This window comes from Endozoicomonas sp. ALD068, from assembly GCF_049310145.1.
Lineage (GTDB): Bacteria > Pseudomonadota > Gammaproteobacteria > Pseudomonadales > Endozoicomonadaceae > Endozoicomonas_A.
Window position 1 is genome coordinate 6,879,846 of sequence record NZ_JBLYNU010000004.1, and the last position, 16,943, is coordinate 6,896,788.

General features: G+C 49.8%; 18 protein-coding genes. 14 read left to right on the forward strand and 4 right to left on the reverse strand.

Annotated features, from left to right (window positions below):
* Positions 1 to 285: 285 nt before the first annotated feature.
* From ACO6V5_RS24850 to ACO6V5_RS24860, 3 genes are all read right to left on the reverse strand, one after another.
* Positions 286 to 819 (reverse strand): KdsC family phosphatase, encoded by a 534-nt coding sequence (locus tag ACO6V5_RS24850; RefSeq protein WP_422137140.1) that lies wholly within the window; start codon positions 817 to 819, stop codon positions 286 to 288.
* Entirely contained in the window at positions 819 to 1,793 is a 975-nt protein-coding gene (locus ACO6V5_RS24855; RefSeq protein ID WP_422412982.1) for a KpsF/GutQ family sugar-phosphate isomerase, read from the reverse strand. Before ACO6V5_RS24855 ends, ACO6V5_RS24850 begins: the two co-directional genes overlap by 1 nt.
* Before the next feature lie 245 nt (positions 1,794 to 2,038).
* Positions 2,039 to 2,989 carry a calcium/sodium antiporter gene (locus ACO6V5_RS24860; protein ID WP_422135064.1) on the reverse strand — a complete coding sequence of 317 codons (951 nt, stop codon included), beginning with the start codon at positions 2,987 to 2,989 and terminating at the stop codon, positions 2,039 to 2,041.
* Positions 2,990 to 3,384: 395 nt separating this feature from the next.
* Between ACO6V5_RS24860 and ACO6V5_RS24865 the strand changes: the two genes are divergently transcribed.
* From ACO6V5_RS24865 to ACO6V5_RS24915, 11 genes are all read left to right on the forward strand, one after another.
* Positions 3,385 to 4,200, forward strand: a complete 816-nt coding sequence (locus ACO6V5_RS24865; RefSeq protein ID WP_422135063.1) for an ATP-binding cassette domain-containing protein — start codon at positions 3,385 to 3,387, stop codon at positions 4,198 to 4,200.
* Complete coding sequence (mlaE, locus tag ACO6V5_RS24870; protein WP_422135062.1) at positions 4,197 to 4,991, forward strand: lipid asymmetry maintenance ABC transporter permease subunit MlaE; 795 nt, start codon at positions 4,197 to 4,199, stop codon at positions 4,989 to 4,991. The genes ACO6V5_RS24865 and mlaE overlap by 4 nt, the downstream gene beginning before the upstream one ends.
* 1 nt (position 4,992) lies before the next feature.
* On the forward strand, positions 4,993 to 5,454 hold the full coding sequence (mlaD, locus tag ACO6V5_RS24875) for an outer membrane lipid asymmetry maintenance protein MlaD (protein ID WP_422135061.1): 462 nt from the start codon (positions 4,993 to 4,995) through the stop codon (positions 5,452 to 5,454).
* Between the two features lie 47 nt (positions 5,455 to 5,501).
* On the forward strand, positions 5,502 to 6,173 hold the full coding sequence (locus ACO6V5_RS24880; RefSeq protein ID WP_422135060.1) for an MlaC/ttg2D family ABC transporter substrate-binding protein: 672 nt from the start codon (positions 5,502 to 5,504) through the stop codon (positions 6,171 to 6,173).
* A gap of 41 nt (positions 6,174 to 6,214) precedes the next feature.
* Positions 6,215 to 6,535 carry an STAS domain-containing protein gene (locus ACO6V5_RS24885; RefSeq protein WP_422135059.1) on the forward strand — a complete coding sequence of 107 codons (321 nt, stop codon included), beginning with the start codon at positions 6,215 to 6,217 and terminating at the stop codon, positions 6,533 to 6,535.
* Positions 6,536 to 6,782: 247 nt separating this feature from the next.
* Complete coding sequence (locus tag ACO6V5_RS24890) at positions 6,783 to 7,022, forward strand: BolA family protein (protein WP_317145347.1); 240 nt, start codon at positions 6,783 to 6,785, stop codon at positions 7,020 to 7,022.
* Positions 7,023 to 7,047: 25 nt separating this feature from the next.
* Positions 7,048 to 8,310 (forward strand): UDP-N-acetylglucosamine 1-carboxyvinyltransferase, encoded by a 1,263-nt coding sequence (gene murA / locus ACO6V5_RS24895; RefSeq protein WP_422137139.1) that lies wholly within the window; start codon positions 7,048 to 7,050, stop codon positions 8,308 to 8,310.
* 194 nt (positions 8,311 to 8,504) lie between these two features.
* Positions 8,505 to 9,149, forward strand: a complete 645-nt coding sequence (gene hisG / locus ACO6V5_RS24900) for an ATP phosphoribosyltransferase (RefSeq protein WP_422138759.1) — start codon at positions 8,505 to 8,507, stop codon at positions 9,147 to 9,149.
* A gap of 78 nt (positions 9,150 to 9,227) precedes the next feature.
* Positions 9,228 to 10,532, forward strand: coding sequence for a histidinol dehydrogenase (gene hisD, locus ACO6V5_RS24905; RefSeq protein ID WP_422409503.1), 1,305 nt, complete (start codon positions 9,228 to 9,230; stop codon positions 10,530 to 10,532).
* 70 nt (positions 10,533 to 10,602) lie between these two features.
* A complete protein-coding gene (locus tag ACO6V5_RS24910; protein ID WP_422442529.1) occupies positions 10,603 to 11,241 on the forward strand; it encodes a TVP38/TMEM64 family protein in 639 nt (212 codons plus the stop codon).
* 74 nt (positions 11,242 to 11,315) lie between these two features.
* On the forward strand, positions 11,316 to 11,891 hold the full coding sequence (locus tag ACO6V5_RS24915; protein WP_422135055.1) for a hypothetical protein: 576 nt from the start codon (positions 11,316 to 11,318) through the stop codon (positions 11,889 to 11,891).
* Between the two features lie 7 nt (positions 11,892 to 11,898).
* Here ACO6V5_RS24915 and ACO6V5_RS24920 read toward each other — a convergent pair whose 3' ends face one another.
* Positions 11,899 to 13,026 carry a S1C family serine protease gene (locus tag ACO6V5_RS24920; protein ID WP_422135054.1) on the reverse strand — a complete coding sequence of 376 codons (1,128 nt, stop codon included), beginning with the start codon at positions 13,024 to 13,026 and terminating at the stop codon, positions 11,899 to 11,901.
* A 207-nt stretch (positions 13,027 to 13,233) separates the two neighbouring features.
* Between ACO6V5_RS24920 and ACO6V5_RS24925 the strand changes: the two genes are divergently transcribed.
* The 3 genes from ACO6V5_RS24925 (at position 13,234) to cysN (ending at position 16,725) form a co-directional block, all read left to right on the forward strand.
* The gene (locus ACO6V5_RS24925; protein ID WP_422135053.1) at positions 13,234 to 13,995 is read left to right on the forward strand and encodes a Nif3-like dinuclear metal center hexameric protein; all 762 of its coding nucleotides are present in this window, start codon (positions 13,234 to 13,236) and stop codon (positions 13,993 to 13,995) included.
* A gap of 154 nt (positions 13,996 to 14,149) precedes the next feature.
* Complete coding sequence (cysD, locus tag ACO6V5_RS24930; protein ID WP_422135052.1) at positions 14,150 to 15,106, forward strand: sulfate adenylyltransferase subunit CysD; 957 nt, start codon at positions 14,150 to 14,152, stop codon at positions 15,104 to 15,106.
* A complete protein-coding gene (gene cysN / locus ACO6V5_RS24935; RefSeq protein ID WP_422135051.1) occupies positions 15,106 to 16,725 on the forward strand; it encodes a sulfate adenylyltransferase subunit CysN in 1,620 nt (539 codons plus the stop codon). Before cysD ends, cysN begins: the two co-directional genes overlap by 1 nt.
* Positions 16,726 to 16,943: the final 218 nt, after the last annotated feature.

The following is a 16,943-nucleotide window of genomic DNA, read 5'->3' on the forward strand; positions in this document are numbered from 1 at the left end:
AGTCTGCAAAGGCAGATACCGACAAAAGAAGGCCATTCAGGAAAATGATGCCCGGTTTGTGCAGTCGGCAGCATTTTCGCAGCAAATGAATTCAGTTTACCATGATTTTATTTGATCATCAGGGGCTGCAGACGAATGTTTTCAAATACTAGACACTCGCTGTCGGCCTTACGTAAGAAGAGTTGAACGGTAGTGCTTTCTTGTCGTCAAAGAAACGCTTGAATGGAAAGGTATCGCTGTAATGGTGGAAAACTATCACAGCGATATTTTGGGTATTTTAACTCTCTATTTCAGGTAACTGGCCAGCATGTCATCCAGCTTGCCTTTGGCTTTAAGAATGAAATCACAAAATTCTCTGGCTGCACCTTCGCCGCCACGATTAGTAGTGATAGCAGGTGAGTGTTCACGAACGTAGTAGTGCCCGTTAGGAACGCTGCAGCCAAAACCAACCTGTCGAATGGCTGGAAGATCTGGCAGATCGTCTCCGATGTAGGCCACTTCATCCAGGCTAAGACCTTGCCCTTCTTCCTGAAGCAATTCTTTCAGAGCGACAAACTTGTCTTCGCGGCCCTGATAGAGAAAATCTACGCCCAGGTCGGAGGCTCGTTTTTCAACAAATACGGATCGACGGCCGGTGATGATGGCCGTTTTTACACCCGACTGCTTGAGCATTTTCAGGCCATGACCGTCGAGAGTATTGAATATTTTCATTGATTCGCCATGCTCACCAAACAACAGTTTGCCGTCAGTGAGAACACCATCGACATCAAAAACAGCCAAACGAACCCTGGCGGCGGCAGATTGTAGTGAAGAACTGATCATACAACGCCCGCCTTCAGTAGGTCGTGCATATTAATGGCACCGATCAGTTCATTGTCATCATCAACACAGATCAGAGCATTGATTTTCCGGTCATCCATAATCTTCAGGGCTTCAGCCGCAAGAATCTCGGGGTGGATGGTTTTGCAGTGGCTGGTCATCACTTCATCAATCAGTGTGGATTTGGGGTCGACGCCCTTGTCCAGAGCCCGACGCAGGTCACCATCGGTGAAAATGCCAATGACATGGCGTTTGTTATCGACAATGGCGGTCATGCCCAGGCCTTTGCGAGTAACTTCCAGCAGGGCTTCGCTCATTGGTGTGCCCAGGGGAACTTCTGGTACCCGTCTGCCAATGTGCATGATGTCTTTTACTTTCAGAAGCAGTCGTTTACCTAAAGAGCCACCAGGGTGAGAGAAAGCAAAGTCTTCTGCAGTAAACCCGCGGGCTTCCAGCAGGGCAATGGCCAGTGCGTCGCCCATTACCAGGGCTGTGGTCGTGCTCGAGGTAGGCGCGAGATCCAGAGGACATGCTTCTTTTTCCACCCCGGTGTTGAGATGGGCTTCAGCATCTTTCGCCAGTGTTGAATTCGGGTTGCCGGTCATGCTGATCAGGGGGGTGCCCAGTCTTTTCAGCAGGGGCAATAGAGTAATGACTTCGCTGGTTTCGCCAGAATTGGAAAGAGCCAGAACCACGTCTTCATGGGTGACCATTCCCATATCACCATGGCTGGCTTCCCCGGGGTGTACAAAGTAGGCAGGGGTGCCGGTGCTGGCGAGGGTTGCAGCAAGCTTGCGGGCAATATGTCCCGACTTGCCCATGCCAACGACAATAATCCGGCCACGGCATTCAAGCATAACACGGCAGGCATTGGCAAAACTGCTGTCGATCCTGTCTATCAGGCTCTGAACAGCTTCCAGTTCCATGGTAACGGTGCGGCGACCAATTGAGATGAACGGCTCGTCAGTAGTCATATTACGTACAGATTAGTTGTGACACGGCTATTCTATAGTGCCTTTCGCCACAGTAACAGTTCGGGATTTCTGCATTAAAACCTGTGCACTATGATCAGTTCCTCCTGATTCCGATACTATAGACCTTATCGCAACCGCACGACCGCATGGATGCAGGAGCAGTTGCCGTGCAGGATAGTCTTAACACGGGCTAAAATGGAGAAGCCCGGGAGGCAGAGCTGACCGGTCAGCCCTGCCTGAAAAAGTCAGTGCTGAATGAATAACCAGGCACCATAGAGAAAGTATATTGAGAGCAGCGCAATGCCTGTCATTCTGCCCAAATGTCGAGGTTTCCTGCCAATCACGCAGACCAGGGTCAACAATATTGTCATGCCCAGCATAACAGGATAATCCCGCAGGATAACTGCCTGATCCAGTGCTCCGGGAGCTACCAGTCCGGGCATGGAGAGAACCGCCAGAAGGTTAAACGTGTTTGAGCCGATCACATTACCCAGGGCAATATCATGATGGCCTTTCAGAGCGCTGGTGATGGATGCGGCCAGCTCTGGCAGACTGGTGCCAATGGCAACAATCGTCAACCCGATCACAAGGTCGCTGATGCCCATGGCCTTAGCAATCTCGGTGGCCCCCCATACCAGTAGCTGTGAGCTGCCCAGCAACAGTAAAAGACCAGAACCCAGCATAAACCAGGCTTTTGCTGAGGACAGCTCTGGAATGTCTTCATCTTCCACCACTGCCTCATCCGGGTGTTGTTTCTGCCAGTGGATCATCAGGTAAAGGGTAATGACGAGGCCTGCCAGCAGAATCAAACCATCTATTCGACCCAGATAACCATTGGCAATGCAGAGACCGGAAATAATAGTTATCACCAACAGAAGGGGAATTTCTCTCTTGGTCAGAGCCGCTTTAACAGGCAGGGGGGCTATCAGGGCAGTAACACCCAGAACCAGGCCGATGTTGGCGATGTTTGAACCCATGGCATTGCCCACGGCCAGTCCCGGGAATCCTTGCAGTGCAGCCGATAGAGAGACCAGAATTTCAGGTGCAGAGGTGCCTATGGAGACCACTGTCAGGCCGATTAACATTCTTGAGACGTTCAGATTGCTGGCCGTAGCAGCGGCACCGGCAACAAAACGGTCTGCACTCCAGGTCAGGATAATGAAACCCACCAGGATGGCAGCAAGGGCAATGAGCATAGGATAAATTCTCTTCTCTAATTCAGGATGATTGGCTGAGATACTTTTTTTTTTACCTTGGAAGCGGCAAGATGATTTTATTCAGTCATTATTGTGTGAAAAAACCATTATCAGAAAGGGAGCAGTCATTCTCGGAACGGATCGGTTCATATAGCATTGTTCTGCCAGTACGGACTCTAGATAAAAAAGCCCAGTCTAAGTCTGTTGATAGTGAAAAGATAGTAAAAAGCCGGTAAAGAAGCTGTTTGGATGCAGTGATACTGATAAGGATACGTTCCCACAGTTCAAAAGGTAGCTGAAAGTCGCCATAATTAGATGCGGGTTGGTGGTAAGCTACCAGGGGACGGCGGTTGCTACTGAGTGCAGTCCACACATAGACAAGGAATAGCCTTCCAATGACAAAGGCAAGTGATAACTTTATTGAGATCCGTGGTTTGACGTTTCATCGAGGCGATCGAACGATTTTCAAGAATGTTGATATCGCCATTCCCAGAGGAAAGGTGGTGGGTATTATGGGGCCATCGGGTACTGGTAAAACGACGTTATTACGTTTGATCGGACGTCAGCTTCGCCCTGACTCCGGACAGATCTTTGTGGATGGCCAGAATCTCGATCTGCTCTCCCGTGAAGAGTTGTTTCGTACCCGTCGTAAGATGGGCATGCTTTTTCAGAGTGGTGCGCTTTTTACCGATTTGTCGGTGTTTGAAAATGTTGCCTTTCCTCTGCGCATTCATACCAGACTGGCTGAGCCGATGATTCGGGATATTGTCTTTATGAAGCTGGAGGCGGTAGGGCTAAGGGGGGCCTGGTCGTTGATGCCGGCAGAACTGTCAGGTGGAATGAACCGTCGTGTGGCACTGGCCAGAGCCATTGCACTGGATCCGGCTATGGTGATGTACGACGAGCCTTTTGTAGGGCAGGATCCTATAGCCATGGGTGTGCTGGTAAAATTGATCAGAATGTTGAACGAAGCACTGAATATTACCAGTATTGTGGTATCACACGATCTTCATGAAACAGCGTCAATCTCCGACTACCTCTACCTGATAGCCGATGGTGAAGTTATTGGCCAGGGTGAGCCGAAGCGTCTTATGAATTCCAATGATTCCCGGGTTAAACAGTTTATGAACGGACTATCTGATGGTCCTGTGCCATTCCATTATCCGGCACCGGATTATAAAGAAGTATTGCTGGGTGGGGAGACCGGATGAGCACAGGTATTCTTGACAGATTATCGCAGCTCGGCCGTTTTGGGTTGGATCAGATTCAATCCATGGGCCGGGCAGGCATTTTTCTGGTACTGGCTATTTTCTCCCGAGCCGGTTTCAGTAACCGATTCTCCTTGTTGATTCAGCAGTTATACAGTGTCGGTGTCATGTCGCTGATTATTGTTACCGTGTCAGGGCTGTTTATTGGTATGGTGCTGGCCTTGCAGGGCTACAACATACTGATACGATACGGCTCAGAAGATGCCGTGGGGCAGATGGTGGCTCTCAGCCTTTTGAGAGAACTCGGGCCGGTAGTTACAGCTTTGTTGTTTGCTGGACGAGCAGGTTCGGCTCTGACGGCTGAAATAGGGTTGATGAAAACCACAGAACAACTGTCCAGTATGGAAATGATCGGGGTTGATCCACTCAAGCGCGTCATTGCGCCTCGTTTCTGGGCAGGGGTGATCTCCATGCCATTGCTGGCCGCCATTTTCAGTCTGGTCGGTATACTGGGAGCTGTGATGGTTGGCGTGGATTGGCTGGGTATTTATGAAGGTTCTTTCTGGGCCACTATGCAGGCTTCGGTCAGTCTGGCGGCGGATATAGGGAATGGGCTGATCAAAAGTCTTGTATTTGGTTTTGTCGTGACCTGGATAGCGGTATTCCAAGGATATGATGCCATCCCCACTTCAGAGGGGGTCAGCAGGGCCACAACAAGGACTGTTGTTTATTCTTCGCTGGCCATTCTGGGGCTGGATTTCATTTTGACCGCTGTCATGTTTGGAGAACTCTAAGATGCGGATGAGAACGGTAGAGATAAGTGTCGGCGGTTTCATGTTGGCCGGGATGCTGGCATTGGTTGTACTGGCGCTAAAAGTCAGTGGTCTTTCATTGGAAAGCGGCAAGCAAACCTATACCGTGACTGCCATGTTTGATAACACTGGAGCCCTCAAGCCGAGAGCTAAAGTAGCCCTGGCCGGTGTCATCATTGGCAGGGTCACCAAGGTTGAGCTCGACAAGCAGACCTATATGGCAAAGGTCGATATGGAAATCGATTCCCATATAAATAACATTCCTGTCGACAGCACTGCCTCTATCGTGACGGCAGGGCTGCTGGGAGAGAAATACATTGGTATCAGCATTGGTGGAGATACTGACTACATCAAGCCCGGTGGTCGCTTCGAGGATACCCAGTCAGCTGTTATCCTGGAGGAGTTGATTGGCAAATTCCTTCTGGGTTCAGTCGATAAGGACTAAAGGCTATTAACTCCAATATATAAAGCCTGTAGAGGATGATGGAATCAATGATGAAAATGGTAAAGTCTGTTCAACAATTCATGACGACCCTGGTCTGTCTGATGGTGATGGGTGTATCTTATGCTGCGCCCGCTTTGCAGCCCCCGGAAGTGGAAGTCAGGAAGATTACCTCCGAGTTGCTGGATACTTTCAATAAGAACAAGAAGCAGTACCAGAAAGATCCTGAAGGTTTTTTCAAGGAAGTCGATCGTCTTTTATCTCCGGTGGTGGCTTTTGACCAGGTAGCCCGCTATGTCATGGGCAAGTACGCTCATCGCAATCCTGAACAGGTTGAGAAGTTTGAGTCGGTATTTAAGGATAGTTTAATCCGTTTCTATGGCAAGGCACTGTTGTCTCTGGACGACACTAGTCTGGTTATCGAGAGTGTGGATAAAACCTCACCTGAGTTGCTGAAAAAATATCAGGAAGGTCAAATCAGCCGTATACCCGTCAGGATGAAGGTTCGTACCAGCACCAACACGGTCGAGATCTTTTACTCAATGGTGCATGTTGATGGTCGCTGGAAGCTGCGTAACGTGACAATCGAAGGAATCAATATTGCCAAGCAATTCCAGAGCCAGTTTGCAGACGCTATGAAAAAGCACAAGAAAGTATCCTACGTGATAGATAACTGGGCTGCTATCATGTCGGCTTCAGCAGACGGCAGCAGCAAGAAGTAGTTTTGTCCATTTTTTGCTATGAGCATTCAGGAATCAAAATCATGCAGCTTGAACGATTGGCACCGGGACAGTTTTCTCTTAACGGGATTGTTAATTTTGATAATGCTGTCGAGGTGGAGAGTGAGGGGCGTAAGCTGTTGGAAGAGGACGTAGCTCCCGGAGGCGTCCTGAGAGTCAGCCTTGGGCAACTGCATAAAGGGGATAGCTCAACCCTGTCTGTTTGCCTGTCCTGGATCAGGCTGGCTCAGAGTAGAGGTGGTCATCTCTGCCTTTCTGACATACCGGAGGAGCTTGCTGCCCTGGCCAAGGTCTGTGGAATAGCGTCGATTCTGCAGGAAAGCACTTGCCCTTCTGCTTCCTGATTAAATGCAAGTGAGTGACGCCCTTTTGCCTGTTTATTCGCTACCAGTCTCCTTTCGGGACTGGTCAGTACAGTCAATGTCCGATATGATCCATCGATTTGCCCGCGAGTACGTACAAAGAGTACGGGCTTGTTGAGTGGTTGTTATTTTTTCATGAAAATACCGCTGTTGGGTGGTGTTTTTGTGTTTATGCTTTTAAGGCGTGAGGCGGTCTTTCCGGCTCATGACTGTTTTGAGAGGTGAATGCATGCAAGCCACCGAAGTGAAGGCGCTGCTGGAAGAGAGTTTCCCGGGTTCAGAGGTTCTGGTAGAAGGAGAAGGGTGTGACCTTCGGCTGACCATTATCAGTGACCAGTTTGAAGGGGCCCTGCCTATCAAACGTCAGCAGATGGTGTACAAACACCTCAATGAACTGATCGCCAGTGGTGCCATTCATGCGGTGACCATGATCACCCAGACACCTTCAGAAGCGCAGCGTCAGGCCTAACCAGCGAATCACAGGTGAAACTATGATGGATAAACTGATTATCACTGGTGGTACGCGTCTGGATGGCGAAATCCGTATCTCCGGTGCCAAGAACTCTGCACTGCCTATTCTGGCAGCAACCCTGCTGGCGGATGATCCTGTTACTGTCTGCAACCTTCCCCATTTACACGACATCACTACCATGTTTGAGCTGTTTGGCTGCATGGGTATCGATCTGATGGTCGATGAGCGTATGAACGTTGAAGTTCATGCCAGCACCATCAAGCAGCTGAAAGCGCCCTATGAGCTGGTAAAAACCATGCGGGCTTCCATTCTGGTTCTGGGGCCTTTGCTGGCCCGGTTCGGTCGTGCTGAAGTCTCTTTGCCCGGCGGTTGTGCCATCGGCAGTCGACCTGTGGATCTGCATATTCGTGGCCTGCAGGCTATGGGTGCTGATATTTTGGTTGAAGATGGTTATATCAAGGCCAGTATCAGGGATCGTCTGAAAGGTGCCCGTATTTTCATGGATACCGTGACCGTAACCGGAACTGAAAACATTCTTATGGCAGCCTGTCTGGCCGATGGTGAAACCATTATCGAGAATGCTGCCCGTGAGCCGGAAGTGGTTGATTTGGCAGAATGTCTGAAAACCATGGGGGCCAAAATTGAGGGTGCTGGTACCGATGTTATACGTGTTCAGGGGGTTGAGCGTCTTAAAGGGTGCACCTATTCCGTTCTACCTGATCGAATTGAAACCGGTACTTATCTGATCGCCGCAGCTGCAACCGGAGGCCGCGTTCGTCTCAAGGACACTCAACCTGATCTGCTGGATGCGATTCTGATTAAATTGCGCGAAGCTGGTGCTACCGTAGAATGGGGTGAGGATTGGATTGAGCTGGACATGAAAGGTAAGCGTCCGGAAGCGATTGATCTTAGGACAGCTCCCTACCCTGCCATGCCAACCGATATCCAGGCCCAGTTTACGGCGTTGAACCTGATTTCTGATGGCGTAGGCAGCATCACAGAAACCGTCTTCGAAAACCGCTTTATGCACATTCAGGAAATGAAGCGGATGGGAGCTGACGTCAAAGTAGAAGGCAATACCGTTGTGATTAAGGGGGTTGACTCACTGAAGGCAGCTCCGGTTATGGCGACTGATCTGAGAGCATCAGCCAGTCTGGTGATTGCGGGCCTGATTGCTGAAGGTGACACGGTTGTGGAACGTATTTACCACATTGATCGTGGTTATGAGTGTATTGAAGAGAAACTTCAGCAGCTCGGTGCGAAAATTCAGCGTGTACCTGCCTGATAGCATTCTGTTCATTGCAGCTATGTAGCAGGGGCAAGCTTCAAGCTTGTCCCTGCTGAGCCTCTTAGATCAGTTCTGAATCTTTCTCTCTCATAAAAGTATAAAAATCCTCAGTCGGCACGGGTGTATGACACCCACGTTATCTTCTGTTTGGTGTAAACTACGCCACTTAAAGCAAAGGAAGCCTGTCCCGGATGTCCAGTCAGATCACAATAGCGCTTTCCAAAGGGCGCATACTCAAAGATACACTGCCTCTTCTCAAGGCGGCGGGTATTGAACTAGCTGAAGACCCTGCCAAGAGCAGGAAGCTGATTATTTCTACTACTCATCCAGACGTCAATCTGTTGATTGTCAGAGCCAGTGACGTACCCACCTATGTTGAGTACGGCGCTGCGGACGTCGGTGTGGCTGGAAAAGATGTGTTGCTGGAGCATGGATCGACCGAGCTTTATGAGCCTTTGGACCTGCAAATTGCTCAATGCAAACTCATGACTGCTGGTAAAACCGGGCATGAAGAGCCAACAACCGGTCGGGTCAAAGTAGCGACCAAGTTTGTGAATGTTGCCAGACGCTACTATGCATCCCAGGGGCGTCAGGCCGATGTTATCAAACTCTACGGTTCTATGGAGCTGGCGCCACTGGTGGGCCTGGCAGATATCATTGTTGATGTCGTGGATACCGGTAATACCTTGAGGGCCAATGGGCTGGAGCCAAGAGAATTGATCACTCAGGTATCCTCCAGGCTAGTGGTGAACAAGGCTTCCATGAAAGTAAAGTTTGAAGCCATTAATGCACTGATTCAGCAGTTGAGAGCTGCAGTAGACGCCCAAACCCATTAACTGCCATGACGGAAGAGCATTTTTGTTCCAATCCGGGATGAAAAGTTTTTATGATAAAAAGTGCGACGGAGTAATACGATGACGGTGAATCCTGTACAACTGAGCTACGGAAACCGGGATTTTAATGAGCAGCTGGGTCGTCTACTGGCCTGGGATAGTGTCTCTGACGAAGAGGTTCAGCATCGTGTTAAGCATATCATCGCCGAAGTGCGCTCCCGTGGTGACGAGGCTCTGGTAGAGTTCACCCATCGTTTTGATCGCGTTTCTGTTTCCGGTATGGCAGATCTTACTCTGGGAGAAGAGCAACTTCAGAAAGCGCTGGAAACCATCCCGCAGGAGCAGAGGCAGGCTCTGCAAACAGCGGCCAGCAGAATCAGAAGCTATCACGAGCGACAGGTGCAATCTTCCTGGACTTACCAGGAAGAGGACGGAACCGTGCTTGGACAACAAGTGTTGCCTATGGATCGCGTTGGTCTCTATGTGCCCGGAGGGAAGGCTGCCTACCCTTCATCCGTAATGATGAATGCCATTCCGGCTCATGTTGCTGGCGTAAAAGAAATTATTATGGTGGTGCCCACACCGGATGGTGTAGTCAATGACATGGTGCTTGCCGCTGCCGCTGTTGCTGGCGTCAAAAAAGTGTTCACCATTGGTGGAGCTCAGGCCGTGGCTGCTCTAGCCTACGGTACAGAAACCGTTCCCGGCGTCGACAAGATCGTTGGCCCTGGCAATATCTATGTCGCCACCGCCAAGCGTGAGGTGTTTGGTCAGGTGGGCATTGATATGATCGCAGGTCCATCGGAAATCCTGATCCTATGCGATGGTCACACGGATCCGGACTGGATAGCCATGGATCTGTTTTCACAAGCTGAGCACGATGAAGACGCTCAGTCAATTCTGGTGTCTCCGGATCAGGCTTTTCTTGATCAGGTTGTAGCAAGTATGCGCCGCTTGTTGCCTGACATGGAGCGCAGGAAGATCATTGCAGAATCGGTGAATAACCGAGGCATTATGATCCATGTTCCGGATATGAAAGCCGCCTGTGAGGTCAGCAACCGAATTGCTCCCGAACATCTGGAGTTGTCTGTAGAAGATCCTCAGGCTTTGTTGTCTGATATTCGTCATGCCGGTGCTATTTTTATGGGTCGTTATACGGCCGAAGCCTTGGGTGACTATTGTGCCGGTCCTAATCATGTATTGCCCACATCCGGCACGGCCCGGTTTTCCTCCCCGCTGGGGGTGTATGATTTTCAGAAGCGCTCTTCACTGATTCACTTTTCACCCGAAGGGGCTTCAGAAATAGGTAAAGTGGCTTCTGTAATGGCAAGAGGAGAATCCCTGACAGCTCATGCCCGTTCAGCAGAATACCGCATCAAGAAATGAAGCATCGACTTCTGGTGTGTCGTTGTTATCACTCTTCAGGAAAAACAGAAAGCCTGTTATAGCTGCGCTTATGCTCAGCTGTACACCACTACTATTCAGTTCCTGGGCGGCTTCACTATTAATCCGGTATCAGGCTGACCTTTCAGCCCTCAGTGTTGGGCAGTGGTTACCTTTCTTTCTATTGAGTGCTGTGACCATGGCTCTGGCTCTGACGCCCAGCACTTTTGTGGCACTGGTAGCCGGTTTTTTTCTTGGCTGGGATGCTATTCCCTATGTGTTGTCAGCTTATCTGATGGCTTCAGTAATGGGCTATTGTGCGGGAGCACTTCTGGATGGTGGACACCTGATGCATACCTTTCGAAACAGCCCGCGTGTCAAAAAAACACTGAAAACCCTCAATGCCAGCGGCTGGAGTCTTATGTTTCTGGTCAGGCTTTCGCCCGTTTTGCCTTTTGCATTAATGAACCTGTTGATGCCCGCATTGAAAGTCCCGTTTTCGGTTTTCCTGCTGGGTGGGTTCCTTGGCATGTTGCCCAGAACGCTTTTCTCCATCTGGCTGGGTCTCGGAACCTACGACATTGTTTCCCTGATGAATAGTGAAGCAATAGCGTCTCAGTCAAGCTGGTTGGTCATGCTGCTGGTCGTCCTGTCTGTTGCAGGGTTGTTCTTTCTGTTGAGTCGTGCGGTAAAACAGGCAAAGACGATATAACAGGAAGAGTATCAGATGAGCTTTCTCACTAACTGCTATGTTTGTCACTCTCAGTCGAATAAAGAGGGGCAATTATGTGTAGGACTGTTCTGCGGCCACTGCTTGGAAGTGTATGTCTGATTTTAATGTGTCTCAATAGTTGGGCTCTGGGCTATTCTGAAACAGAAGCCGTTTGTCACGTTTCTGGAAAAAAGGTGTGTGTGACTGTTGAAAAGACCACTTCTTATGAAAAGTGGCTTTGGTTTTCCACATCATGCGATTTGAGGTGCGAGTATTATCATGATGCTTTTGTGGAACAGTTTTTTCCGCTGGAACATCTGAGCGAGTTTGATGGTTTCGGAATAAATCTCCGAAAAAAATCAGATGACAGGCTGGTTTGGAGTCATTACATGCTCGGCAGAGGGTATAAAAAGCAGGCTTTGATCGTCGAGATAGAAGTGACGAAGGAGGATCGCTTTGAGAGTCCTGAAGGCAAACTGTTTAACCAGCTGTTATTAGAAGATCTGTCGAGACTCCAGCCTGTAACCCCGGAATTATTGAAACGTCACAGCACCAATTACAGGGGATGGCTTTGGTGGGGGCTGGGTCATACTGTGAGTTTATTTTCTGGTTTTTTTGGTTCCTTTTTATTTCTGGCTTTAATGTCATAAACCTGAATCAGTTGACCATATTGGGTCGGGTCGCGACAACCGCCTTCATTTCAAGAGGGTGGTTGTTGCGCAGAATTTGTAGGGTGACTTCACTCCCGGGTGCTTCCTGAGCAACCATATTCATGACCTTCCTGCCATCATTGGTGCTTATGTTGTTGATGGCCATCAGAATGTCTCCACGTTTCAGGCCGGCCAAATCTGCTGGACCATTGTCGTAGACACCTGAAATCAAAATGCCAACATTGCTTTCAACACCGTACGCTTGCGCCAGTCGACTGGTGAGTGGCTGTGATTCTATGCCCAGCCAGCCTCGCACAACACGACCGTATTTGATGATGGACTGAGTGACAAATCGTGCCATGCTGGAGGGAATCGCAAAGCCAACGCCTTCATTACCTCCTCCCCTGGAAAACAGCAGCGTGTTAATGCCCACTAATTCACCACGGGCGTTGATCAGGGCGCCCCCTGAGTTACCCACGTTGATGGCGGCGTCGGTTTGAATAAAATCTTCATAAGTATTGAGACTGAGGTCATTCCTGCCAGTAGCGCTGATAATCCCCATGGTGACTGTTTGACCCAGTCCGAAGGGGTTACCTATAGCCAGAACCACGTCCCCCACCTCGGCCTGGCCAGAATCGGCCAGATCCAGGCTGGGTAAATTGTTTAAATCAATTTTCAGTACCGCCAGATCCGTCTCTGGGTCCCTGCCGACAATGGTTGCGGATTCTTCTCTGCCATCTTTCAGCACAGCCACAATACGGTCAGCGCCTTCAATAACGTGATTATTAGTCAGCAGGTAGCCGTCAGGGCTGATAATGACTCCGGAGCCGAGGCTGGTTTCTACCTTGGCTCTGCCAAGGTTGTTTTCTGTGAAGGGACTTTTCGGCATTCTGGAGGGGCTGGATTCATTGATCAGTGTGGCGGTAGCAATGTTAACCACGGCAGGCGCTGCTTCCTTGACTGCCGAGCTGTAGGAAACCTCGCCAATGCCCAATAGTTGTTCGCCCCTGCTGAGTACATTACTGAGACTCAAATGAGGCAGGCCCAGCCATTTCGGAGCAAGCAACATCACCAGCAAGGCAACAATCAGGCCTGACAGGGCGGGATAGATGAGCTGGTTGAGGAGTCTTTTCATGCTGTGCTTGTCAATGATTGTGGGTCAATGATTGTGGGCCGAGATTTCTGCTGCTGGAAATAAAAATTCTTGAAACCCGAAAGCCAGCAGTATAATCCTCTAATATACCTGTATTTTGTGGCTGATAGATAGCCCCCGAACTTATGGGAAGCTGGTCATGACCATGATGTGACAGCTTCCCGAATCCAATAAACAGTGGAGTGAAAAATGAGCATCACGCTGAAGCAGCTGGTGAAGATTCTCGAAGATGAACTACAACCGGGGCTGTTCAAAGATTACTGCCCCAACGGTCTACAGGTCGAAGGAAGTGAACAGATTAAACGTCTTGTGACCGGTGTGACGGCTTGTCAGGCCCTGATTGATAAGGCCGTTGAGCTCAGAGCCGACGCTATTCTGGTTCACCACGGCTACTTCTGGAAGGGTGAAGATTCTGCTATTGTCGGCATGAAGAAGCGCCGGATTGAAACACTTCTCAAGCACAACATCAGTTTGATCGGCTATCACCTGCCGTTGGATGGGCATCAGGAGTTGGGTAACAATGCTCAGCTAGCCAGACTCCTCGGCTGGAAGACAGAAGGTGGCATGGAGCCGGGAAAAGCTCGCTCGGTAGGCAGCTGGGGAAGGCCTGAGACACCTGTTTCTCTGGACGTTCTGGGCAGGCAGATTGAAGAAAAACTGGGTCGTAAACCCCTGCTGATTGCGGGCGGTGACCATGAGATTAAAACTCTGGCCTGGTGTACTGGTGCGGCCCAGCGCATGATTGATCTGGCCCTGGATCTGAAGGTAGATGCTTTTGTGAGTGGTGAAATCTCCGAGTCCACAGTCCACTTTGCTCGCGAAAATGGCATTCACTACATCAGCGCCGGACACCACGCTACTGAGCGCTACGGTGTCAGGGCTTTAGGTGAATGGCTGGAAGAACAGCAAGGTGTTGAACATACCTTTGTCGATATTGACTCTCCTGTCTGAGCTTTTGATCAAACAGGCAGACCGATAGTTTATGGCGTTTCAGGGTTAATATAATGTTATGAATTATTGGTATAATTTTTTTGTTTTATATTCCATTGATGCTGCTAGTATTCGAACTAAGAACAACTCTTAGCCAGCTTCGGGTTTAGCATTCATGTCTGACACAGCCACTCAGGAGAGCACTAAAGAACGTGCTATCGAGCTTTCTGGAGAGCGCCTCAACCATTTGAAGCAGCTCGAAGCAGAAAGCATTCAGATTATCAGGGAAGTTGCTGCCGAGTTTGATAACCCGGTTATGCTCTATTCCATTGGCAAGGATTCAGCGGTAATGCTGCATCTTGCCATGAAAGCCTTTTATCCGGGTAAACCGCCTTTTCCGCTCATGCATGTTGATACCACATGGAAATTCAAGGAAATGATTCAGTTCCGTGACCAGTTGGTCGATGACCTGGGTCTTGAGTTGATTGTGCATATCAATCAGGACGGCGTAGAACAGGGCGTTGGCCCTTTTTCCCACGGCAGCGCGAAACATACTGATATCATGAAAACCCAGGCCTTGAAACAGGCTCTGGACAAACACGGTTTTGATGCTGCATTCGGTGGCGCTCGTCGTGATGAAGAAAAGTCACGGGCGAAAGAGCGGGTTTACTCTTTCCGTGACAGGCACCACCGCTGGGATCCCAAGAACCAGCGGCCGGAACTCTGGAATATCTACAACAGTGAAGTAGAAAAGGGCGAAAGCATTCGGGTCTTCCCTCTGTCCAACTGGACTGAGCTGGATATCTGGCAGTATATCTATCGCGAAAATATTCCTATTGTTCCTCTCTATCTTTCTAAAGAACGCCCGGTGGTAGAACGTGATGGCAACCTGATTATGGTTGACGATGAACGTATGCCTCTGGAACCCGGCGAGAAACCAGTGATGAGGAAAGTCCGCTTTCGTACTCTGGGCTGCTACCCATTGACGGGAGCCGTTGAGTCAGAAGCTGACACTCTGCCTGATGTTATTCAGGAAATGCTGCTCACCAAAACATCTGAACGTCAGGGGCGGGTCATTGATCACGACAGTGCCGGATCAATGGAGAAGAAAAAACAAGAGGGGTATTTCTAATGTCTCATCAGTCTGATCTGATTGCTTCGGATATTCAGGAATATCTCCGCAGGCACGAGCAGAAAGAGATTCTGCGTTTCCTGACCTGTGGCAGTGTCGACGACGGTAAAAGCACCCTGATTGGCCGACTTTTACATGACACCAGCATGATCTACGAAGATCAGCTGGCCTCTGTTGAGAACGACAGCAAACGTGTAGGAACCCAGGGCGAAAAAGTTGATCTGGCTTTGCTGGTGGACGGTTTGCAGGCTGAGCGGGAGCAGGGCATTACTATTGATGTGGCCTATCGCTACTTCTCTACAGAAAACCGGAAGTACATCATTGCTGATACTCCGGGTCACGAACAATACACCCGAAATATGGCTACCGGAGCTTCCACCTGTGATCTGGCCATTATTCTGGTAGATGCCCGCCAGGGGGTGCTGACACAAACCCGTCGTCATACCTACATTGCCAGCCTGCTGGGTATCAAACACCTGGTAGTAGCGATCAACAAGATGGATCTGGTGGGTTTCAGTCAGGCACGTTTTGAGGAAATTCGTAATCAGTACCTGGACTTCTCTGAATCACTGAACCTGGGGGACGTTCGTTTTGTTCCTGTATCGGCTCTGGACGGAGACAACGTTGTTCATCGCAGTGACAAGGCTGACTGGTATACCGGGCAGACTCTGATGGAAGTGATGGAAAGCGTTGAGGTGGCGAATGACCGTAACCTCGATGACTTCCGTCTTCCGGTTCAATATGTGAGCCGACCCGACCTCGATTTCCGGGGGTATGCAGGCACTATCGCTTCCGGTGTGGTTAAGCCCGGCGACAGAGTAAAGGTATTACCCTCCGGACTGGAAAGTTCTGTCGCACGAGTGGTGACCTACGACGGCGATCTGGAAAAGGGTTTTGCGGGTCAGGCTATAACCCTGACGCTGGATGACGAGATCGATATCAGTCGCGGTGATATGCTGGTGCATGCCCGGGATGATATTTCGGTCTCTTCGCACCTGAATGCCAGTGTTGTCTGGATGGCAGAGCAGGCCATGAAGCCCGGGCGCCAGTACCTGATCAAATTTGCCACCACCAAAGTAGCGGGAAGTTTCACAGCCATTAATCACAGGGTGGATATCAATACCCTGGAACAACAGGAGGCCGATCAACTGGCTCTGAATGAGATAGGCTCCTGCCAGCTGGTGCTGACACAACCTGTTGTTTTTGATCGTTATGAGGATAACCGTCAAACCGGTGCTTTTATTGTTATTGATCGCTTGAGCAATGCGACCATTGCCGCAGGCATGGTTGAATCTGCTGCGAACGAGGGTGCTACCGCAGAGACGGTTCTGGCCAGCGACAGGGCGAATCGACTGGGTCAGGGCGCCGCTCTGGTTATGGTTGATGGCTCTGAAGGTTATCTGCAGAAAGTAGAGCGTCATTTGTTTGATGGTGGGCTTTTACCGGTCGTCGTTGATCATCAGGACCAACACTGGGTTCAGAAAACAGAAGCCCTGCTTCAGGCGGGACTGGTTGTTCTGGTGGCCAGGACTGAACTGAAAGACCTGCAGGTTGAAGTTTTACACAGCATTAATGAGTCAGATAGTCTGTCGGCTCTTGTTAATTCTCTGTCTTTGTAGCTGAAACGGGCTGTCGCAGTTGTCCGGTTGCGATAGCCCTTTTTCCTTCCCTCCGGGACACTGTCTGATCATTTATCATTCTTTATATAGGCACGCCAAGTAAGGTTGAGAGCTGAAATACGTACAAATGCTGGTACAGAGTCTCGACACCCTGATTCAATATTGCAACTCTTCTACAATGGGGAATTGGCACCTTATTCAGCCTGAGGTATGTTTGG